Consider the following 21,779-nt stretch of genomic DNA (forward strand, 5'->3'; position numbering starts at 1 on the left):
AATCACGTTGTCTCTGGAACAATAAAATATGATGATCATCAGGCTGCCGAAGTGTTCGGCAGCCTTTTATGTGTGTCGACGGTTATTTTTGGTGCACAATAAAATGAGAAATTTTTTTCTCGTTTTAGTATAATTAAAGCTTGATGAGTGAAATAAGGGAGAGAAAGCAATGTTCGAAAAGTATATGACAATGGATTTCGCTGTCGATATCGGAATCAGCATCGGTATCCTTCTTTTATTTTTCGCGTTTCGAAAAATATTTACGAAGTACTTGTTCAACTTAATACTGAAATTGACGAATAAGACGAAAACAGACTTTTTCAATCAGGTGGTGCTGGCCTTTGAAAAGCCGGCCCGGTGGTTTTTTGCGATACTCGGTATTTATCTGGCCATCATATATTCCCCGTTTTTTGATGGGCATATGGCGATCGTTCATAAACTGTACAGAGTGTCCGTGATTTTGGTTATTGTAAGCGGCCTATACAACTTAACGGCGGCTTCGTCGGTTTTATTCGATAAAATCAATAAGCGGCTTGAGCTTGATATGGATGATATTCTTGCGCCGTTTTTGTCCAAGATTCTCCGCTTTATCATTGTAGCGCTCGGAATCAGCGTTATCGCCGGAGAGTTCAATTATGATGTCAACGGATTTGTTGCCGGACTCGGGCTCGGCGGCTTCGCTTTTGCTCTTGCGGCAAAAGACACTGTCGGCAACTTTTTCGGCGGAATTGTCATTATTATGGAGAAGCCCTTTACAATCGGCGATTGGATTGAAACAAATATCGTCACCGGATCTGTTGAAGATATATCGTTCAGAAGCACGAAAGTCCGCACGGCCGGAGAAGCTCTCGTGACCGTCCCCAACTCGGTGCTGGCTAACGAAGCGATCATGAACTGGACGAAAATGCGAAAGCGTCAGGTCACCTTTACGCTCGAAATCGATCCGTCCACCCCGCGCGAGAAAGTCGAACGATGTGTGGAGCGTTTCAAAGAAATGCTCAAGTCGCACGAAGGGGTCAACCCGGATGTCATTATGGTCAATTTTGATGTCCTGAAGGATACGCATTTAAGCATCTTCTTCAATTACTATACCAATACGACGGTCTGGGCCGAAAACTTGGACGTCAGACAGGATGTCAACTACCGCATTCTTGATATTATGAAAGAGGAGCAGGTTGATTTTGTTTCTCCGGGTCACAGCCTCTTTGAGTTGAAGAAAATGAAAGATCAGCAAGGAGATGCTTAGGTAACGCTTTTGGAAGGGAGACAAGCCAAATGGAGGAAAAAGCCCTGAGATTTGTGGAGATGATCGAAAATGCCGAGCGCATTACCGTTTTGACAGGCGCCGGTATGAGCACGGAATCAGGTATTCCCGATTTTCGTTCAGCCGGCGGCATATGGACGGAAGATCTGTCGAGAATGGAAGCGATGAGTCGTGATTATTATGAACGATATCCAAAATTGTTTTGGCCGAAGTTTAAAGAGCTTTTTCAAATGAAAATGACCGGAACTTATCAGCCGAATGACGGGCACCTTTATTTAGCCGATCTCGAGAAAAGCGGTAAGGATGTCAAGGTGTTCACGCAAAATATCGACGGACTGCATCTTAAAGCGGGAAGCCGCCATGTTTATGAACTGCACGGTTCGATCCAAACTGCCACATGCCCAAAATGCGGGGTGCGCTATGGTCTTGACCACATTCTTCAAGAAGAAGTGCCAAGATGCCATCGCGTCAATGGCAAGGGGAGAGAATGCGGATTCATATTAAAAACGGATGTCGTGCTGTTCGGCGATGCCGTTCAGCATTTTGACACGCTTTTTGAAGTCCTCAACGAATCCGACCTGCTTTTGGTGATCGGCACTTCACTCGAAGTGGCGCCTGTCAGGTTTGTTCCTGAAGAAGCGCACTTGATCCCAGGCTTGAAGAAAGCGATGATCAATCTCGATAAGACACCTTACGATCATTTATTTGATATTGTCATCCATCAAAAAATCGCCGAGTTTGTTCGGAAGCTTAACTGTTAAAAAGGCGCTCCAGACCGGAGCGCCTTTTTCTGAGCTTCATCACAATTTTTTATAATAAAAAACGGATGTATCGAAGCTGCCGTCTGCAGATTCCGCGTATGCGGGAATGCGGCCGGCTTCGGCAAAGCCGAGCGAAGCGTAAAGAAGGTTGGACGGGTCTTTTTCCCTTGTATCCAGCACGAGAAGAGATCTGCCTTCCTGTTTCGCCCTGTCGATCGCTTTTTCCATTAATGATCTGGCGACGCCCTGCCGCCTGAAGGCGGGATCTGTCATTAACTTGCAGATTTCCGCTCTGTGGCGGCCGTTTTGTTTTGTGCATAAGTGCAATTGAACACTTCCTGCGATCCGGCCGTTTTGTTTGGCAATCCATAACACCGAATCCGGTGTGACGGCTGTTTTCCAATAAGCCTCCGCCAGCTGCTCATCAAGCGGGGGCAGAAAGCCGATCGATGCCCCGTCATCGACGACTCGGATGAGAAGCTCGGCCAATTGATTGGTATATTCGGCAGTCGAATGCAGCTCTTCAATTTTCATTTATTCACCCCATGATATAGAGATAACTGCATCATAATCAGAAAACGGTTTGTTTGGCAACAAGTGTGTCAGATAATCACACTTGCGGGAGGAAATAAAAAAATCCCCTTCAGCAGGGGATCAGGTATGGGGTGTTATTCATGAACGGGTGTCATCGATTCATCAAGCGTTGCAAATGAATACCCCATGTTTTTTAAATTTGTCAGCAATAACGGCAACGATTGAACCGTTGAAGGAATATCGTGCATCAGGATCACGATCGGCTGTTTTGTCTGCCGCTTTTCCAGCGTATTCAGCTGGTTCATGACTTCCGGAACGAATTTTTGGCTTCTGTATTTCCAGTCCATGCTGTCAATATTCCAGTCCCAATAAACAAATCCGTTCTTTTTCAGCACTTTTTTCTGCGCTTCGGTCAGCGAAGGTTTGCTCCCGTAAGGCGTTCTGATTAAATGGGTTTCAACCCCGGTGATAGACTTCAGCGTTTTTTGAGCCTGCTTCATTTCCAGCTGAGGAGAATTGGCGCCTTTATAAAATTGCTTTTGGTCATGGGTCACTCCGTGAAGTCCAAGTGCATGGCCCTGCTGCTTCATATTGAGAACGGCTTTTTTGTGAAGCTTCATGTTCGGTTCGAGCATGAAGAACGTCGCTTTAGCGTCATGTTCGGATAAAATTTGCAGCAGCCTTTGGCTTACGGCTGAAGGCCCATCGTCAAACGTCAAATAAACCGTTTTTTCCTTCAATTTTTCTTGCTTTTTTTCCGCGGCAGCTTTTTGCTTCTCTTTTTCCTGCTTGCGCTTTTCGATCTGCTGTTTTGTGCTCAAGTGATCGAGAAGTTCGCCTTGCGTTGCTTTTTTGAGCGGAACGCTGTCTCCTTCATGCCTCATTTGGCTGTTTTCCGACACCGTAAGCTCTTTTTTCTCAGCGGCGGCAGAGGACTGTGAAAGGTCCCACACGTACAGGAGAATCAGACACAAAACAAAAAAGCACGCTGCTTTCGTCAACAGATAAGCTACAGATGGGGCAGTTTTTTTTGATACTTGGCGCATGTCACTCTCTCCGTATCATTTTTCTCGTTCCAATGCCATTATAGAATGCTAGTCTCATAAAATAATGGATCACAATGTTTAAGTATACAGGATTGGAAAGAAGATGAATACAGGATGAAGGGAAAAATATATCAAATTTTAATAGAAAATGCTGAACGATGGGGAATGCTGTTTTTTTGATCATGAAGGCGGAGAAAAGTTTTTGGAAATATTGCACTATTTTGAAGGGCAGGGTCGTGTTAGAATGGAATGGAGAAAATTCAGAAGTCAACAAAAAACAAGGGGATGGAGAAATGAAAGTTCTTTTTAACGGCCGGCTGATGGAACGGAGCGAGTGTGCGGTTGATATTGAAGACAGAGGCTACCAATTTGGAGACGGCGTCTATGAAGTCATCCGCATTTACAATGGAATCTTGTTCACGCTTGATGAACACATTGCCCGCTTATATAAAAGCGCAGCCGAAATCGGAATCGACTTGTCTATTTCAGAAGCCGAGCTGAAAAGCCAGCTGAAAGAGCTCGTCGACATCAATCAAATGCGGGACGGCGGGCTGTATCTTCAAGTGACAAGGGGAAAAGCCCCGAGAAAGCACCAATACGGAGCAGGGCTTACGCCTCAGGTGACGGCTTATACATTTCCTATTCAAAAGCCTGAAAAAGAACAGCAAAACGGCGTTTCAGCTATTACTGCGGACGACATGCGCTGGCTGAGATGCGACATTAAGAGTTTAAATCTGTTGTACAATGTAATGATTAAGCAAAAAGCGCATGAAGCTTCTTCATTCGAAGCGATCTTAATTCGCGACGGGTTGGTGACGGAAGGGACGTCCTCAAATGTTTACGTCGTCAAGCAAAACGTTATCTACACCCATCCTGTGACAACGCTCATCTTAAACGGCATCACGCGGATGAAAGTGCTTCAGCTGTGTGAGCAACACGGCTTGAACTATGAAGAAAAAGCGGTGACAAAGGCTGAATTGCTGAATGCAGATGAGGTGTTCATCACGTCAACGACAGCCGAAGTCATTCCGGTCACATCGATTGATGGGCAAACTATCGGCTCCGGAGCGCCCGGACCGCTCACCAAAAATGTGCAGACAGCATTGCAAAACAGCATTTTGTCAGAGACAGCCAAACCGGTTTAACAAAGAAAAACGCCGCTTCCATGGGGAAACGGCGTTTTTTTACTTGCGGAAACCGAACAAAATTGAAAAGAGCGGCGATAAATATAGGAAAAACACAAACGGCAAATATTCAATAACGGGAACGCCGAGCGCGCTGGACATGAACGCGCCGCTGACTCCCCAAGGAATCATCGGATTGATTAATGTCCCTCCGTCTTCAAGCGATCTCGACAAATGTTTCCGGTCGATTCCGAGCTTGTCATACAGCTTTTTAAAGGACTGTCCGGGAATCAAGATCGATAAATACTGTTCGCCTGTCGCCAGGTTCATGCCGATGCTTGATGAAACGGTTGAGAACACAAGCCGGCCTTTCGTATGAATGCCCTTGATCACACCTTCAAGCAGGCTTGTAATCAGGCCGATCTTTTCCATGAGACCGCCGAGCGCGAATGCGATGATAATCAGGGAAACAGAGCCCATCATCGATTGAAGGCCGCCGCGGTTTAAAATTTTCTCAACGGCTTCAGTGTCGGCTGAGAAAACAGGACCATTCTGCATCGCTGACAAAAACGATGAAATGCTGGCGTCAGGCTGTATCAACGCGGCAAGAATTCCGGCGGAAACGATCCCCGCTGCAAGCGACGGAATGACGGGCGTTCGTCTGACAGCAAGTACAATCACAAGAAGAGGCGACAGAAGCGCCCAGACGCTGATGTTGACTGTACTTTCTATTCCGTTTATGATCGCTTGAATGTTTTCGGTAGAAGCCGGTGCCGCCGTTAAAGAACGGCCCATGAAAAAGAAAAGCAAAATCGTGATCAAAAGAGCGGGGATCGTCGTTCCCGCCATATGTCTAATATGCTTGAAAATGGGAAGCTCTCCGACCCCTGCGGCAAAATTGGTCGTGTCAGACATCGGAGACATTTTGTCGCCGAAACAGGCGCCGCAAATCACAGCTCCCGCCGCCCATGTCAGTGGAACGCCGGCCGCCGCGGCCACGCCGATGAGGGCGACGCCGATCGTGCTGACCGTCGTAAAGCTGGAGCCGACCAATGAACTGATCACAAGACAGCTGAAAAGTGCGGTGAGCAGCAGGTGCTGCGGTTCAATCAGATTCAACGCGTAAACCGTTACCGTCGGAATCGCGCCGCTGTACTCCCAGACTCCGATTAAGATGCCGATTAAACAAAGGACGATAATCGGCTGAACGCCATTCCGGATGCCTGAGACAATGCCGCTTTCAAGGTCTTTCCAGGAATGGCCTTTCACCGCGCCGACCGCAGCTAAAAAACCAACGCAAATCAACAGCGGTATGTGCGCTTCTGCTTTAAATATGAATAAGCAGGTGAAAATAATGAACAATATGGCTAAAAACAATAGAGCCGATATGGAAAACGATAGACGTTTTTCGTTTGACAAGTCACACACCTCATTAGAAGAAATATCTCTCTTTAATACTTTGATGCTTTTGTGCATAAACGTATTATAACAGAAAAATAGATTATATACTTAAATTAAAATATTTCAAACATTTTTCAAAGGTTCGCCCATTCTATTTTGAAAGCGCTGACTTTTTTAAGATATAATAGATTGGAGATAGGCATGTACTTGATACACGTTTCACTGATCCTTTAGCCAAAATAGGGGGAAATGCGAATGTCTTACACTGTTCAGAAAAGCCGGTTTTTAGATGAGGAAGCGATCTGGTTGGAAAATGATGATTTAGAGGCTGTACTTGTGCCCGGGTGGGGAAGCAATTTAATTTCACTGAAGTGGAAGCCGAGCGGTTTGAAATTGTTGAAAACGCCTGAAACAAAGGAAGAATATAACGCGAATCCGTTTTTATTCGGAATTCCTGTTCTTTTTCCTCCCAACCGGATCGATCACGGAAGATTTACATATGCGGGAAGAACGTACGAGCTGCCGATCAATGAAAAGCCGCTCGAAAACCACCTGCACGGATTTCTTTACGATAAAAAATGGACGGTCGAAAAAGTGGAGGCAACAGAAGAGATGATCATCGTGCAGACGAAGCTGGACTCTGATGATCATCCCGATATTAAAGCGATCTTTCCGCACTCGTTTTCCATCACCATCACTTACACGTTAGAAGGACAGCATCTGAAAATCGATGCATCGGCTGTCAATCGCGGTCAAGACCCGATGCCGATCGGATTGGGGTACCACACATCTTTCCGCTATCCTTTAAACGAAGCAGGAGATAAAGAAAGGTGTCTGTTTACTCTTCCTGCCTCAAAGCGATGGACGCTGACAGACCGCATGCTGCCGACAGGCGAGTATCGGGTGACAGAGGAGTTCAAAGCGGGAAAAATGGCAGCGGGAGAAAGGCTTGACGATATATTGGCAGCTGAACAAGACCAGGAAGGAAACAGCGCGGCCGTCATTGCGGACAGCCTCGCCGGCATTCGCGTCCGCTACCAATGCGACGGTCATTTTAAGCACTGGGTTGTGTTTAACGGTACATCTGATCAGGATGACCTGCTTTGTATAGAGCCATATACTTGGATGACGAATGCACCGAACCTCAACCTTCCGAAGGATGTGACCGGATTTCGGGATTTGGGGACTCAGGAAGAGCTGACGATGCGAAGCAAAATTGAGGTGGGCGGAATATAATCGATATTCCGCCTTTTACCATGAGCTTTTATCAAGCGTAAATGCTGTATGGGACGCTTGTTTGCCCTCTCTCCAATCCAATTGAACCGTGATCTTGCGGCCGGCGAATTCGGCTTCTTCAAGCTCTTCCAAAAAAGAAACGGATTGTTCTTTTGACCCTCCGCCGGGGAATTCGCCTCCCGCGTAATCTTTCATCGGCGTCTCGACTTGGGAGTTCAAAACGATTTCATCACCAAACTTTACGACCAACTTTTCCAAATATATATCGTCCAGCTCCCCGCGGTCGCCTGTCCAATAGAGGTCTCCGCCAAATAGCGTGCGGCCTTCTATCTTTTTGATCACGGCCTCCCAATTTCCATCGGCGCTTTGTCCGTTCCATTTCGGGTATTCCGTCATATAGAAACCGATCAGTCTGCCGCCGAAATAAACGGTGCAAAAGGCCGTGAAAAGGGAAGCAATGAAAAGAAGCGGCCGCTTGTATTCCTGTTTCATATTATCCACCGCCTAAAAAGTTCTGCTTTATGATCATAAAGCAGAACAATCGGGAAAAAAAGTCATTCTCTTAAATTTTAAGGGAACGGGTGCGGGTGCAGGTTCAGCTGTTCTGGTGTTAACGGCTCTTCTGCAAAGCCGAGCTCCTTCGGCACCGTGAAAATTCTCTCAAGTCCTTCCAGGCGGATGAAGCGCTGTCCGAATGTCATCGGAATCAGGCCCGGGATAAGCACTTTCACACAGTAAAGTCCGTTCCGTTTGATAACAGGGGAAGTCTGGTCAACGACAATCACTTCAAGATTGAGACTCCGGAAAGCTTCAAGCAGGTCGCAGAGATCTTCGGTTAAATCAAGGTGTTTCTTTCTTTTTTTAAAGGCATCGTCGAATGTTTGTAGAGGCCGGCTTTGATTCAGCAAAAACCGGAGTCGCTCTTCAGCTTCAGGCAGTCCGTACATGAAGCTGTGATCCTCCATTTCCTGCACTAAAGCAGGATTGCGGAGCATCTGGTGATATTTGCTCCTTTCAGATTCAAATTTGCGGTCGTGCTTCAACATCATGCCTGCCAGCTCATGAAGGGCGCTTTTCACCGCTTTTACGGGATCGGGGTGGGCCCCTGCGGAACAAATCAGATTCAATCCTTCCCGTTTTCTGTTTTTGGCGATCGCCCAAACGCTTGGAATGCCGTATTCCATCGTTGAATTAAAGACATGCAGATCATATCCCGCCACACTTCGCACCCTCTCTGTCATGAGGCGTAATTCCGGATCTTCTGAAGAGCCGAGATCCAGCTGCCGAAGTGGGAGCCTGGCGTACCAGGCAAGCAAAAATGAATCGCGCTCAGCGGCTTCTAGTATGGCATGGAAAATCGCTTCCTCCAAACTCCCTCCAAGTGCACAGCCGTTCGATGTTTCATAGACGAAGCTGTCTTCGCGCCCCAGGCTGTAATAGGCGAGCGATTCAGGAATGAGAATCGGCCGTTTCTGCAAAAATGAATAGCCCCATACCCAGTGAAGAGGACGGGCCGGGTGAAATGGCTGAAAAGGAAAATCGGGATGCATGTATTGTTCCGCTTGATGGAGCCCGACTTTTGCCGGGTTGAGCGCACGATCCTTTACATTTTCATAGGTGTCATGTACGACCGTCCGTTTGCCGCGCGGTTCAATTCCGGAATAACGTTCCAAACCCTCTAAAATGGCGGTCAATTCGCTGTCTTCATACGAATGGCTCCGCCCTCCGACACCTTCATTTCCCGTCCATAAAGGCATATTGACGATCATATCGGCGAACGGCAGAATCGCGTCATAAATTTTGGTGTTGAATATCCCCGTTCTATGATCCAGATAGTCTTTGGCGAGCGTTTGTTTTAAATCGTCCGTGTTTCGCACGCGAAAGCTGTCCGGGTTCGTTTTCAGACTGGGCCGAAGCGATATCCGTGCGGATTCCGCTCCGTCTTCAGGCAGACTGCCGCATATAGGGCATGTCGGTTCCGGGATGAAAGCGTGGAGCGAACTTTCTAACGTTTTCAAATTGACGATGTATAGGTTTTTTTTCAACCGGCCGCACCCGCCGTTCATGATGTTGTCGACTTCTGTGCAGATCAGGCTGACCATTTGGCGGCAGCCGGTCTTTGAAACCCACGGATCGCGGCTTATGCCATTGCTTTTTTGTTCCAGTTCAAGGGTCTCTCTGCTGTCGGGGCCGGAGATATACCGCCTCATATCGGCGCATTGGGAACATCCTGACGCTGACGGAATAACGAGCGGTCCGATGACCCCTTCGCCAAAAGATGCAAACCCGCGAAGCCACGGAATCCCTGCTGCCCTTAGCACCTTTTCCGCCTCGCGGTATAATAAAGGCCGCCAAGCATCGTGCAGCACAAGAGCGAACGCAGTCTCCTCCGGTATGCTGTTCTCAAAATCAGACCTTCGGATAATGTTATATTCAGCAGATAATTGTTGTGATGCGTCTTCTGCCATCAATCCTTCGCCAATGACCAAAATGCAGCGGTTCATCAAGATTCCTCCTTTCGCAACTGCACGCAGTAAATGCCTGCCAGTTTTTCTTTGAAAAATGGTTCAGCAGGCAGCTCATAGACATAAAGCTGCAAGTCGCAGTTGTTTTTCAAGGCGGAAAGCAGTGTTTGCTGCAAATCAGCGGAAACGGGGGTAGCAAGCTTCAGGTCACTAGACTCCAGCAAAACATCCGCGCCTTTCACAGGGTCTTTGTCTGTCAGCGCCCGTTCGAGCGCTTTTCTGAGAGCGAATGTGATGTTGAGTCCAGAACTTCCGTACCAGCGGCCGCGAATTCCCGCCCATGCGACAGGGAAGCCTTGTATGTTTTTTCCTACACCGATTTCCGGTTTGCCGTACAAGACTGTCAGCGCTTTTAAATAAAATGCGGTATGCCGGTCTTCCATTCCGCCTAGCTGAACGAGGGAAATCGTTTCTTTTCCGCTTTTGATCCGTTCTCGCAACCGGTGTTCCAAGCATTTCTCCAATCCCCTTAATACGCCTTCAGCCAGCGTTTCCCCGGCGGCGATCTCCCCGTTACTCGGATAAGAACGGTTCAACCTTGATGCATACATTTCAATACCCGCCAGCCCGGCTTCCCGCCGCGCCTCTTGATGGGTCAAACCGACCGACACCGTCTCGGGCAAAAGCTCCGCAGGTCCGGAAGAGAGCGGGTCTGCTGTCTGAACAAAGCATTGTGCTAAAGGAAGCTGCCGCAAATGTTTCTCTTCCCACAGATGAAAAATGCCCGTTACAGGTGAGGTCAGTTCACTGAAACATTGAAATAACCTGCTTTCTGCTTCTCTTCCGGGGCGCTCCGAAAGTTTCGCTTCAAGGTCGCAGATGAGTTCAGGCGAATCCTTGCCGCAAGCGAAGTCCGGATGCGGAAGAAACATATGCCAGCCGCCTTCGAGCGTTGCCAAATCAATCAGATACACTTGATTCTTCTTAGATAATGGTGCAATCTCAGCAGTTGCTTTCATCAATTCGAACACAATAACGTTTGCCAGCATGTCTTTCCCTGCCGAAGGAAAAGTTCGAAGAGCCCGTTCTTCATGGAGCGCAGACCGATGGAGGCGCCTCCAGGCATCCTTCAGGCAGCCGTCTCCTTGTTGATGAAAGACAGGGCCTGCCAGTCCGACTTGTTTCAGGCAGATCCCGGGTATGAAGCCTTTGTTCTCTTCGAGGCAAAACGTTTGAAGATCGCGGAGCTCATCTGTGAAGCCGCGGTCAGAGACATACAGAACCCAATCGGCAGATCGCACCGCTTCCCGCCAGTGTTGCGTTTCGGCGCAGCCAATCTCCAGTCCGCTTTCGGTTTGCCCTGATATTTCTCCCAGTTCGTCTAAAGCGTGCCCGGATGCATCCGTCACGATCGCACGGATTCTTGAAAAACCGGAATCGATCAGCGACCGGACCAATTTTGTGAGAAAGGAGCCGGCCCCTATAGCCAATATTTTGGTTTGACGCGACAGCTGAAAGCGGTAAGCGCCGGAATCGGCAAAGCTCTCAATAAATTCGATTTGGGCTTCAAACGTTTGAAGCACTGAGCTTTCCAGTTTGTGCGGGTGATCCCGGCTTACGTCGCGAACGAACCCGTTTTTATAAAGCATTTCTCCGATTTCATATACTCTCTTTCGGTACGGAGCCTGTAGCCCTTTTGTCAAGTCTTCAAGCGAATGTTCCCCGTTGAACATCGGCAGAAGTTTTTCGATCCATTGAGCAATCGAAGATCCTTTTATGCGAAACGACCCGGAATTATTTCTAAAGTATGCGCCGCCGTTCGGATCAGGAAGAAACCATGTATCCTGGTTTACTTTCAGGCGAGCGGAAGCAGTCAGGTGTGTCATGCTCTTCCTCCTTCAATGTTTTAAAAACAAGACATACCATTATATGTAATTTTGTTTGTCCTTTATGCAATAGAAGACCCCTGCGGCAAAAGAGGCAGGGGAAGTCTTCTTTTTTATAAAAAAACTACATGCCTCCGCGCCAACAGCTCCAACAGCAATGGCCCGCGCAGCTCCAACAACTGTGGCCCATGCAGCTCCAACAGCTGTGGCCCATACAGCTCCAGCAGCTGTGGCCCGCACAGCTCCAACAGCTGTGACCCGCGCAGCTCCAACAGCTGTGACCCATGCAGCTCCAACAGCTGGCACAGCTTCCGCAGCTCCAGCAGCTTGCGCAGTGTTTAACATTGGCGTGATGACGGTCCGCATCCCAATGCGTCATATCTTCTGCCTGGAATTGATCCATCTCCAACGACTGCAGTTCATCATGGAATGGTTGCATTTAATATCCCCCTCATCGATAAAATTTTTTGACCAAAACACAATAAAAAAAGAATGAAACATAAGCAAAGTCAGATTAAGTCAAATACCCCGGGTACTCACAAGATCAAATTATGAGGTCTGTTAGGTGGTTGTTACTAATTTGAACGCCTATTTTTCCTGTTATTGGATTTCGCTGGAGAGGGGCTTTTATTTTGCGGCAGTTTATTGATATAAAGATCGTTGGGACTGTAGAGAGGGGGGACAATAAGTAAAACCAAGAATGCGGGGCAAGGCGGAGAAAGAAATCAATTGTAAGTCATGTGGAGTGAAAGTCAAATTTCAAGGGAAACGTCTAAAGTGAAGAAAGTCTAGAGGATAAAGGTAACCATTCGGCTTAGCAGGAAAAAATCAATTGGCGTTGTATATAGCAGTAGAGGATCATTCGCGGGAACAGTGCCCTTGCAGTTTTATACTGATGCAAATGCTTATGTATGACTGCAAAAACAGGTTCTTTCTACAAGTATGTTTTCATAGAGAAGGAGAGATTGCATTGATTCAATAATAAATGCGGTCATAGTATTAGGAGTCTTCCTATCCATTGTGTGGGGCATGATCTATATTATGAACAGGAGAAGATCGTAACATGATGAGAGGCCGGACATTTGACCGGCCTCTTTTAAAATCGTTATTTTACAATTAGCACAGGGATCTCCGATTTTGTCGATATCTTGTCACTGACACTGCCAAACAGGAGCTTTTTCAGGCGGTTTTGGTCGCGCGTACCCGTGATGACAAGGTCAGCGCCGATATTTTCCGCATGTTGTAGAACTGCGTTGGCCGGGTCGCCTTCCAACACCTCTATTTCCGCGTCGTACTGGTTTTCGCTCAATATGATTTTCGCTGCCGCAATCGCTTCTTCCGCGCTGTCCTCATAGATCATGGGTTCACCGGCCAAGTCTGAATCGTGGGGGACCCGGGGCACGGCCGGGAAGCCGCTGTAAAGGTATGGCGCGCCGGCAGCGGGTCTTTCAGTCGCAGCCTCTGTTCTCACTTGCCTCGGTTCATGGACATGGGCGACGGTCAATTGCGAGCCGAGCCTTTTCGAGAGGTCGATCGCTTTTTTCAGCGCTTTTTTGCTTTCCTCTTTTCCGTCAAACGCGACAATGATCCGGTCAGCTTTAAACAAATTGATCATTCCTTTCAGAATGGATTTACTTTTATATTACCCGTTTTCCCAACAAATCTAACGAAATATGAGAATATGAATCAAAAGCCCGCCATTCGCCAAAAAAACAAATTGACAAATAAAGGGCCGTACTATAAGATGGAAAATATTAATAAGATTGGAGGGTATCGTCATGTTTAGAAATATCAAAGCATCAGTTCAACAACAAAAGCACCTTAACGTGACATTTTTATACCTTCCTTACGATCAGGGCTCTGTTTCACTTTAACAATTTTCAAAAGGAAGGCGCATGTCGCGTGAACAAGCGTACATGCGCCTTTTTATATGAAAAAAGGCATGCTGGTACACAGTGTGCCTTTTTTTTCTGAGAAAAAACATTCTGTTCCCGATGCGGAGCAGCATGTTTTTCTAATAAATAAACCGCACATAAGGAGGAATTTTTTATGCCGAGTATCAGAAAAAACGAAATCAAAGATTGTAAGGAAAAACTTGAAGGCGGCTAAAAAAGGAGAGGATATTAGATGTTTTCTGTTTTATGGAAGCTGGGCTGGTTTTTTAAAGCCTCTTGGCGGCGCTACACGCTAGCAGTCGTCCTATTGATTATTGTAAACGTATTGGAAATGTTTCCGCCGAAGCTGCTTGGCAACGCGATTGACGACATGCAGGCGGGCACTTTTTCAAAGGCCGGCATGCTCGGCTATATCGGTTTATTTCTCGCGCTTGGCGCAGTTGTTTATATCTTGTCCTATTATTGGATGTATCAGCTGTTTGGGGGAGCGAACCTTGTCGAAAAAATCCTCAGATCCAAGCTGATGGGCCATTTGCTGAAAATGACCCCGTCTTTTTACGAGAAAAACCGCACAGGGGATTTGATGGCGAGGGCGACAAATGATTTAAAAGCGATTTCCATGACGGCGGGCTTCGGCATTTTGACCTTGGTCGATTCGACGATGTATATGCTGACGATTCTTTTGACGATGGGTTTTTTGATCAGCTGGAAGCTGACGCTTGCTTCGATCATTCCCCTTCCGCTGATGGCGGCTGCCATCAGCATTTACGGGAAAAAAATTCATGAGCGTTTCACGGAAGCGCAGGATGCGTTTGGCGCTTTAAATGATCGAGTGCTTGAGTCCGTGTCAGGGGTAAGGGTGATCCGGGCCTATGTACAGGAGAAAAATGATGTCAGCCGGTTCAACAGCATGACGGCTGATGTGTACAAGAAAAATATGAAAGTCGCTTTGATCGATTCGCTGTTCGAACCGACGGTGAAGTTTTTGGTCGGGATCAGCTATTTAATCGGTCTTGGCTACGGCGCCTATCTTGTTTTCCGCAGCCAGCTGACATTGGGTGAACTCGTCTCTTTCAACGTGTACCTCGGCATGCTGATCTGGCCGATGTTTGCGATCGGAGAACTGATCAATGTCATGCAGAGGGGAAATGCTTCGCTTGACAGAGTAAATGAAACATTGGCATATGAGCCTGATGTGAGAGAGCCCGCCGAACCTGAAGCAGCGGAACCGGGCGATATTGTGTTTGACGGGGTCGCTTTTACGTACCCGAGCTCCGCGTCGGAAAACCTGGCCGATATTTCATTTACCGTATTAGAAGGACAGACGGTCGGAGTCGTCGGAAAGACGGGAAGCGGCAAAACGACGTTAGTCAAGCAGCTGCTGAGGCAGTACCCGAAAGGAAAAGGAACGATCACCATTTCGGGCGTGCCGATTGACCGCCTGCCGCTTGATCAGCTTCGCAGCTGGATCGGGTATGTGCCTCAGGACCACGTGTTGTTTTCAAAATCGGTGAAAGACAATATTTTGTTCGGCGGACGACTCGCCGAGGAACGCGATTTATACGATGTCATCTCTGCAGCACATCTGAAAAAGGATATTGAGATGCTTTCAGACGGTTTGGAGACAATGGTCGGAGAGAAGGGCGTCGCTTTATCCGGGGGGCAGAAACAAAGGATTTCAATTGCGAGAGCGATGATTGCGGAGCCCCATATTTTGATCTTGGATGATTCGCTGTCCGCCGTCGATGCGAAAACGGAAGCGGCGATTATTGAAAACATCCGCAGCAGGCGGAAAGGCAAAACGACCTTTATTACATCACATCGGATGTCGGCCGTCGAACACGCCGATTTCATTCTCGTCATGGAAAATGGAAGGATCGTTGAAAGAGGGACGCATCAGGAACTGATCAGCCGGAAAGGCTGGTATTTTGAACAATACGAAGCACAGCAGCTTCCTTCGGGAGAAGAAGGGGGGACTGTAGCATGACAACAGGAAAAAGGCTTTTCCAATATGCGCTTCTTTACAAAAAAATTCTCATCTGGGCGCTCGTCATGCTGACGATTGCCGTCACAGCCGAGCTGACGGGACCGATGATCGCCAAAAAGATGATCGACGATCATATTCTCGGAATTGAAAAAACGTGGTATGAAACAACAGAGGAGACGAAATATACCGTTTCCTATAAAGGAAAGGAATATATCAGGGAGGACAGGACAGACTCTTCAGCTGAAAAGCTGCAGGAAGTTCACATCTTTCAAGTCGGCATGAACTACTACTTTGTGGAGGAACCGGTTTCCTTTGACGGAGAGCGGACGGTATCCGGAGAAGAGCTGAGAATGACAAGCGGAGACCGGACGGAAACCTACAAGGCCGATCGCCTGTCTTTGTCAGAAGTGTATGCTTTTTACGAGCCTGAAATAGGAGGGCTGATTTCACTCGTTTCTATTTATTTCGGCCTTCTCGTCTTCTCGATCTTTTTCCATTACGGCCAATTCTACCTCTTGCAGATGAGCGCAAACCGCATCATTCAAAAGATGAGGCAGGATGTATTCGCCAACATTCAAAGGCTACCTATCCGCTATTTTGATAATTTGCCGGCAGGAAAAATCGTTGCAAGGGTGACGAATGATACCGAAGCGATCCGCGACCTGTATGTGACCGTTCTTTCGACGTTTGTCACAAATATCATTTATATGGCCGGAATATTCGCCGCGCTGTTTTTCCTTGATGTCAGGCTGGCCGGCGTCTGTCTGTTGATTTTGCCCCTGATTGTCATTTGGGCGGCCGTTTATCGAAAATTCGCTTCTGGCTACAATCATAAACTCAGGTCAATCAACAGCGAGATCAACGCCAAAATGAATGAATCGATTCAAGGCATGCCGATTATTCAGGCATTCCGTCGCGGACAGGACACAAAAGAAGAATTTGAACAGCTGAACGAGAGCCACTTTCATTACCAAAATAAAATGCTGAAATTGAATTCGCTTATGTCCCACAACTTGGTCAACATTCTCAGAAATGTGATGTTCACCGCTTTAATCTGGTATTTCGGGGGAGCTGCCCTGAACGCGGAAGGAATGATTTCAATCGGCGTCCTTTATGCATTCGTTGATTACTTGAATCGTTTATTTCAGCCGATTACGGGCATTGTCAACCAGTTTGCCAAGCTTGAATTGGCTCGCGTATCATCGGAGCGGGTTTTCCGCCTGCTGGATGAGCCAGGCGTCGACGTCAAAGAGCCGGGCAGCGAAAGAGCGCGGGGGCGAGTCGTATTTGAAGATGTATCTTTTCGCTATCATGACGGTGAAGATGTGCTGAAAAACATCTCATTTGAAGCGAAGCAAGGGGAGACCGTTGCATTGGTCGGCCATACAGGCTCAGGAAAAAGCTCCATTTTAAATGTACTTTTCCGCTTTTACGATATTGAAAAGGGCGATGTCAAAATCGACGGCAGAAGCATATACGATATGTCAAGGCAGGAAATCAGAAAGCAGATGGGCATCGTTCTCCAGGATCCTTACTTATTTTCCGGCACGATTGCTTCAAATGTCAGCCTTGACAATGCTGATTTGACCAGAGATCAAATAGAAGCCGCCTTGAAACAGGTTGGGGCACTTGAAATGCTCGCCCGCCTGCCGAAAGGTCTTGACGAGCCGGTCATCGAAAAAGGAAGCACCCTTTCGTCAGGGGAAAGACAGCTGATCTCGTTTGCGCGTGCGTTGGCATATGATCCGGCTATTCTTATTTTAGACGAGGCAACGGCCCATATCGATACGGAAACAGAAGCGGTCATTCAAAAAGCGCTTGATGTTGTTAAACAAGGGCGCACGACCTTTATCATCGCCCACAGGCTGTCAACGATCAAAAACGCCGACCAGATTCTCGTTCTTGAAAAAGGCCGGATTATCGAAAGGGGAAATCATGAAGAGCTGATGAAGCAAAAAGGACAATACTATCAAATGTATGAACTGCAAAAGGGAAAAGGAACCCTGACAGGGTAAGCCGGATCTTCACCCCGGCTTTAATAAGCAAGCCCCACCCTTGCCTTGACAAACTGGTCTGATTCAAGCTGTTTGAAAAGAAAATGGGCGGTGTCGCCGGTCGATATTTCTTTTCCGCCGTCCGGCAGAACATCCTGTTCAAAACGGTATGTCTTCAATGCCGGCCCGTCGGGGAGATATGTCGGGCAGACGATCGTCCAATCCAATTCAGACTCGCGGAGACGTTCGTACACACGGGCATGTTCTTGCGCTGCGCGCGCCGAGCGCCGTTTTGATTCGTTTGTTTCAAAGCGGTAAAGGTCCGGGTTCTGCCTCGCGTTTAAAATACCGGCCGTTCCGATTGTAATCAGCCGTTTAATCCGATGTGCGTTCATGGCATTTATCATATGTTCGATGGAGACGGTCAATGTATCGTCTCCATCTGTGTTTAAACAGCTGACAACGATATCCGAATCTTTTATTAAAGACTCGACGTCATGCTGGTTCCTGGCGTTCCCTGTAAGCGCTTGGCAGCATTTATCCGGAATGCGGGCGCCTTCAGTCCTCCTAACAAGTGCGTAAACGGAATAACGCCCATCCTCTTCAACAAAATTGAGAAAGGCCTGTCCGACACGGCCTGTACCTCCAAAAAGCGCAATTTTCAACATAATCACTCCCATCGGATCTATCATACGTCAGATCGTCCGGAAGAAAAAGCCCCGCGAAAGCAAAAAATTCCATGATAAGGGCGGACATTTGAGACATACTCATTCAATAGAGAAATCCCGACAAATTGAATCAATTCCCAATTGATGCTCAACATCAGCTGCATGCCGACTCCTCCTTTATATCAGCATATGAAAAAAGGAGAAGCGGGTGCGGGCTTTCATAAGATATGCCAGAGGTGCGGGCCGCCGCCCCGGCAATGAATGTGAAAGTTTGTCGACACGCTAAAGAAGGTGCAGGATATGCACCTTCTGTTATCCATGAATATGAAGTTGTTTAAAATTGTTGACCGCCGATAGATGCTTGAGCTTGGGAAACTAAACGTTTTGTAATTTCTCCGCCGACAGAACCGTTTGCACGGGAAGTCGTGTCAGCGCCGAGGTTTACGCCGAATTCAGAAGCAATTTCGAATTTCATTTGTTCGATCGCTTGAGCTGCTCCTGGGACAACCAGTTGATTTGAAGAATTTTGATTAGCCATTTGTATCAAACTCCTTTATAAAAATGGTATGGTTGGGCTGACTGGAGTTGCACCAGCTGCCGGCTTTCACCAAAAGAAAACCGCTGCCTTCTCGGCTAAAGCCCAATGTTGGTTTGTACTACGTATTATGGTGGATTCGATAAAATAAATGCGTGCTTCAATCTGGTAAATGTTGAAAGGCGAAAAGGCCGGGAATGGGGCAAGCTAAGGAAAAAAGCAGGAGATGAAGCAGATGATGTGTCCAGTGTGCAATGGGATTCTCGTCCAGACAAGGCATTGTCCGAAGTGCGGCGGGGAAATGGCGGACGCGGGGAGAGCAACCGATTTTTTCGGTCCGTACAGTCCGTATATGGAGTTCGATTCATTTAAACAAACGCAAACCGTATGCGTTCATTTATATACTTGCCAGGACTGTACTTATGAAGAAACCGTTGAAATTGAAACGACCGAAGCATAGCAGCACGGAGGGCCGCAGCATGCTTCGGTCATGGAGAGTGTTTAAATCCGCTATTCTTCAGAACGGATGCGAAGCTCCGTTTCTTTATCAAAGAAGTGGGCTTTATTCATGTCCAGCGCAAGAGGAAGCGTATCGCCGGCCTGGACGTCGGTTCTTGAGTCGACTCTGGCGATGAACGGCTGCGTGCCGGCTTGCGAATAAAGCATCGTTTCGGCGCCCATCAGCTCAGCTACCTCAATTTTCGCATCGATTTTTGAGTCTTTTGACGCTTCAATGAAAACAGGCTCGTCATGGATATCCTCAGGTCTGATTCCCATGATGATTTCCTTGCCGGCATAGCCCTGGCTGCGCAGAACTTTCATTTTTCCTTCCGGCACGCGAACCGAAACGCCGTCAAATGTAAACAAGTCTTCTTTTAGAGTGCCGGTGAAAAAGTTCATTGCGGGAGAACCGATAAAGCCGCCGACAAACACGTTTTCCGGATTTTCATAGACTTCCTTCGGCGCGCCGACCTGCTGGATGATTCCGTCTTTCATGACGACGAGCCGCGTAGCCATCGTCATCGCTTCAGTCTGGTCGTGGGTGACATAGATGGTCGTCGTCTGCAGGCGCTGATGAAGCTTTGTGATTTCGGCGCGCATTTGTACGCGCAATTTGGCATCAAGGTTTGATAACGGTTCATCCATCAGAAACACCTTTGCGTCCCGAACGATTGCCCGGCCTAAGGCAACGCGCTGGCGCTGTCCGCCGGAAAGCGCTTTTGGCTTTCTGTCCAAATATTGTTCAAGGCCCAGAATTTTGGCCGCTTCATGGACGCGCCGTTTGATTTCATCCTTCGGAAACTTCCTCAGCTTTAAGCCGAAAGCCATATTGTCATAGACGTTCATGTGCGGATAAAGGGCATAGTTTTGGAATACCATCGCAATGTCGCGGTCCTTGGGAGCGACATCATTCATCCGTTTCCCGTCGATTGTGAATTCGCCATCCGTAATTTCCTCAAGTCCTGCGATCATTCTGAGCGTTGTCGACTTGCCGCAGCCTGACGGTCCGACAAAGACGATAAATTCCTTATCATCGATATGAAGATTAAAATTATCCACAGCCGTGACTTTGTTGTCATACACTTTGTATATCCGATCGAGCACGAGTTCCGCCATTTTTTCTCCCCCTCTTTTATGTAAGCGCTTTATCTGGTCTTAGTTTATAAAAAACGGCAGGTCGGTGTAAATGGACATGGTGCACAATTTCTTTTCGTGCAAGTTGCTAAAGCCGCTAAAGGAGATACATCATCAAATAAACAGCGGCTGCTTCTTCAAACTGTCTGATGTCAATCCCGGTCCGTTCGATGAATTTATCAATTCTGTACTGCAGGCTGTTTCGGTGGATAAACAAACGTTTTGCTGTAAGAGAGGCATTCAGGTTGCATCTCATATACGTTTTGATGGTCAGGGATGTCTCGGGATCAGACAGCGCCTCTCTTACGGCGTCCGAAAACGAAGAAGCATGAACCCGCTCGGGTTTTGCCGTCAAAAAAGACGGGAGACACTGGCAAAACGTGGCGACGTTTCCGATGTCACCCGCTTCCAGCATATAATGAAACATTTGTTTTTCAAAGCGGATTTTGCCTTGAAGCGATCCGTTGACTGGATGAAGCTGGCCGCTGAAAAACACAGGGTTTGCCATGAAATCGCTTGTCAGTGCATGCGCAAGCTCGGACAGCTCTTTTTTGGCGAGAAACGGCGAAGGATTTTCGTGGACGATGACAGCTTCGTGCCGGTCGTACCATACCACAAGCGGGTCTTTAAAAAAGCCGCTGACCGCTTCTTTGATCGCCTGTCTTTCTTCAGGTACATGCTCCATTTTAAAAAAATGTCCTTGCATCAGCTGAATGTTCCCCGGGTTTGGAAGGGGGGCATTGCGAAAAAAATATTGATGCCATTCTTTCTCCCGCTTTGTCAGCTGCTGTTCGGGACGCGGTTCTGAGAAAGGCCGGAACAGGCAATGGAGCAGCTCTTTTTCCCGGTCGGTGACCGCGTTTTTCAGCACGCCGAAGGTCTCGCCTTCGTCCGTTTGAAACCATAATGCATCGTGTTTTGAAACAGCCTCAGATACAATCATCCGTTCACCGTAAAGCGTCTTTAATTTCTCCAGCATACGACAACGTCCTTTTCTTTATTCGTAAATATGGAAGAGCATTAATTCATGAATTTCGCTTTTCAGGGAAGGCTCGTCATCGTGCGGGGGATAGGTGCTGCCCCACTCGATTTCCCCTGATTTATGATAGATTCCTTCATAGTGAATCCCTTTATGATAAAACGATATTTTCCAGCCGGGAAGCCTTTCTTTTTTAAACAGCGGCTTCCATTGAAAATGAGAAATCATAAACGCCACGCTCCTTCATTGATTTCAGGTGGGTCAAATCCAGCGAGCTGTCTACACGTTGATTTGTTATCATTGTATCTCATTCACAGAAAAGATCATAGATTCTTTTCAAGTGGAGCTTTTTCAAAAAAATACCGTGAA

21 protein-coding genes are annotated in these 21,779 nt (G+C 47.5%); 7 read left to right on the forward strand and 14 right to left on the reverse strand.

The annotated features are described in order from the left end of the window. Positions 1-169 precede the first annotated feature (169 nt). Together CP943_RS05745 and CP943_RS05750 are read left to right on the forward strand one after the other, a co-directional pair. Positions 170-1,246 carry a mechanosensitive ion channel family protein gene (locus CP943_RS05745; RefSeq protein ID WP_023856529.1) on the forward strand — a complete coding sequence of 359 codons (1,077 nt, stop codon included), beginning with the start codon at positions 170-172 and terminating at the stop codon, positions 1,244-1,246. A gap of 29 nt (positions 1,247-1,275) precedes the next feature. Then, positions 1,276-2,025 carry an NAD-dependent protein deacylase gene (locus CP943_RS05750; protein ID WP_025811794.1) on the forward strand — a complete coding sequence of 250 codons (750 nt, stop codon included), beginning with the start codon at positions 1,276-1,278 and terminating at the stop codon, positions 2,023-2,025. A gap of 39 nt (positions 2,026-2,064) precedes the next feature. Here CP943_RS05750 and CP943_RS05755 read toward each other — a convergent pair whose 3' ends face one another. Continuing rightward, positions 2,065-2,559, reverse strand: a complete 495-nt coding sequence (locus CP943_RS05755; RefSeq protein ID WP_025811792.1) for a GNAT family N-acetyltransferase — start codon at positions 2,557-2,559, stop codon at positions 2,065-2,067. Positions 2,560-2,693: 134 nt separating this feature from the next. Beyond that, entirely contained in the window at positions 2,694-3,605 is a 912-nt protein-coding gene (locus CP943_RS05760; protein WP_023856532.1) for a polysaccharide deacetylase family protein, read from the reverse strand. A gap of 293 nt (positions 3,606-3,898) precedes the next feature. Here CP943_RS05760 and dat point away from each other — a divergent pair, with 293 nt between their 5' ends. Next, entirely contained in the window at positions 3,899-4,750 is an 852-nt protein-coding gene (dat, locus tag CP943_RS05765) for a D-amino-acid transaminase (RefSeq protein ID WP_095290007.1), read from the forward strand. 39 nt (positions 4,751-4,789) lie between these two features. Here dat and nhaC read toward each other — a convergent pair whose 3' ends face one another. Then, positions 4,790-6,148, reverse strand: coding sequence for a Na+/H+ antiporter NhaC (nhaC, locus tag CP943_RS05770; RefSeq protein ID WP_023856534.1), 1,359 nt, complete (start codon positions 6,146-6,148; stop codon positions 4,790-4,792). Positions 6,149-6,385: 237 nt separating this feature from the next. On the opposite strand from nhaC, the gene CP943_RS05775 reads away from it, so the two are divergent. Further along, a complete protein-coding gene (locus CP943_RS05775) occupies positions 6,386-7,366 on the forward strand; it encodes an aldose 1-epimerase (protein WP_023856535.1) in 981 nt (326 codons plus the stop codon). A 15-nt stretch (positions 7,367-7,381) separates the two neighbouring features. On the opposite strand, the gene CP943_RS05780 is transcribed toward CP943_RS05775, so the two are convergent. From CP943_RS05780 to CP943_RS05800, 5 genes are all read right to left on the reverse strand, one after another. Beyond that, positions 7,382-7,858, reverse strand: a complete 477-nt coding sequence (locus CP943_RS05780) for a DUF4944 domain-containing protein (RefSeq protein WP_023856536.1) — start codon at positions 7,856-7,858, stop codon at positions 7,382-7,384. Between the two features lie 77 nt (positions 7,859-7,935). Further along, positions 7,936-9,870 carry a TOMM precursor leader peptide-binding protein gene (locus tag CP943_RS05785; protein WP_105980847.1) on the reverse strand — a complete coding sequence of 645 codons (1,935 nt, stop codon included), beginning with the start codon at positions 9,868-9,870 and terminating at the stop codon, positions 7,936-7,938. After that, complete coding sequence (locus CP943_RS05790) at positions 9,870-11,717, reverse strand: putative thiazole-containing bacteriocin maturation protein (RefSeq protein WP_105980848.1); 1,848 nt, start codon at positions 11,715-11,717, stop codon at positions 9,870-9,872. Before CP943_RS05790 ends, CP943_RS05785 begins: the two co-directional genes overlap by 1 nt. 124 nt (positions 11,718-11,841) lie before the next feature. Continuing rightward, complete coding sequence (locus CP943_RS22960; protein ID WP_080131300.1) at positions 11,842-12,156, reverse strand: heterocycloanthracin/sonorensin family bacteriocin; 315 nt, start codon at positions 12,154-12,156, stop codon at positions 11,842-11,844. Between the two features lie 666 nt (positions 12,157-12,822). Continuing rightward, on the reverse strand, positions 12,823-13,323 hold the full coding sequence (locus tag CP943_RS05800; protein ID WP_026579971.1) for a universal stress protein: 501 nt from the start codon (positions 13,321-13,323) through the stop codon (positions 12,823-12,825). Positions 13,324-13,844: 521 nt separating this feature from the next. On the opposite strand from CP943_RS05800, the gene CP943_RS05805 reads away from it, so the two are divergent. Then, positions 13,845-15,599 (forward strand): multidrug ABC transporter ATP-binding protein BmrC, encoded by a 1,755-nt coding sequence (locus tag CP943_RS05805; RefSeq protein ID WP_105980849.1) that lies wholly within the window; start codon positions 13,845-13,847, stop codon positions 15,597-15,599. Beyond that, on the forward strand, positions 15,596-17,614 hold the full coding sequence (locus CP943_RS05810; RefSeq protein ID WP_023856543.1) for a multidrug resistance ABC transporter ATP-binding protein/permease BmrD: 2,019 nt from the start codon (positions 15,596-15,598) through the stop codon (positions 17,612-17,614). The genes CP943_RS05805 and CP943_RS05810 overlap by 4 nt, the downstream gene beginning before the upstream one ends. A gap of 20 nt (positions 17,615-17,634) precedes the next feature. On the opposite strand, the gene CP943_RS05815 is transcribed toward CP943_RS05810, so the two are convergent. The 3 genes from CP943_RS05815 to CP943_RS05820 all read right to left on the reverse strand — a co-directional run bounded on the left by CP943_RS05815 (position 17,635) and on the right by CP943_RS05820 (position 18,799). Further along, complete coding sequence (locus CP943_RS05815; RefSeq protein ID WP_025811778.1) at positions 17,635-18,258, reverse strand: NAD(P)-dependent oxidoreductase; 624 nt, start codon at positions 18,256-18,258, stop codon at positions 17,635-17,637. Between the two features lie 23 nt (positions 18,259-18,281). Further along, positions 18,282-18,425, reverse strand: coding sequence for a hypothetical protein (locus CP943_RS22400; protein ID WP_165688282.1), 144 nt, complete (start codon positions 18,423-18,425; stop codon positions 18,282-18,284). A gap of 170 nt (positions 18,426-18,595) precedes the next feature. Then, on the reverse strand, positions 18,596-18,799 hold the full coding sequence (locus CP943_RS05820; protein WP_026579969.1) for an alpha/beta-type small acid-soluble spore protein: 204 nt from the start codon (positions 18,797-18,799) through the stop codon (positions 18,596-18,598). Positions 18,800-19,031: 232 nt separating this feature from the next. On the opposite strand from CP943_RS05820, the gene CP943_RS05825 reads away from it, so the two are divergent. Then, positions 19,032-19,256 (forward strand): hypothetical protein, encoded by a 225-nt coding sequence (locus tag CP943_RS05825; RefSeq protein WP_020450771.1) that lies wholly within the window; start codon positions 19,032-19,034, stop codon positions 19,254-19,256. 50 nt (positions 19,257-19,306) lie between these two features. Here the strand turns inward: CP943_RS05825 and CP943_RS05830 are convergent, their stop codons facing one another. The 3 genes from CP943_RS05830 to CP943_RS05840 all read right to left on the reverse strand — a co-directional run bounded on the left by CP943_RS05830 (position 19,307) and on the right by CP943_RS05840 (position 21,647). After that, positions 19,307-20,413: an ABC transporter ATP-binding protein gene (locus CP943_RS05830; RefSeq protein ID WP_023856547.1), complete on the reverse strand. Its 1,107-nt coding sequence runs from the start codon at positions 20,411-20,413 to the stop codon at positions 19,307-19,309. 115 nt (positions 20,414-20,528) lie between these two features. Beyond that, positions 20,529-21,410, reverse strand: a complete 882-nt coding sequence (locus tag CP943_RS05835) for a helix-turn-helix domain-containing protein (protein ID WP_020450773.1) — start codon at positions 21,408-21,410, stop codon at positions 20,529-20,531. Positions 21,411-21,428: 18 nt separating this feature from the next. Then, a complete protein-coding gene (locus CP943_RS05840) occupies positions 21,429-21,647 on the reverse strand; it encodes a YheE family protein (RefSeq protein ID WP_171866274.1) in 219 nt (72 codons plus the stop codon). Positions 21,648-21,779 lie beyond the last annotated feature (132 nt).

Source organism: Bacillus paralicheniformis (genome assembly GCF_002993925.1).
In the GTDB taxonomy this organism is placed as follows: domain Bacteria; phylum Bacillota; class Bacilli; order Bacillales; family Bacillaceae; genus Bacillus; species Bacillus paralicheniformis.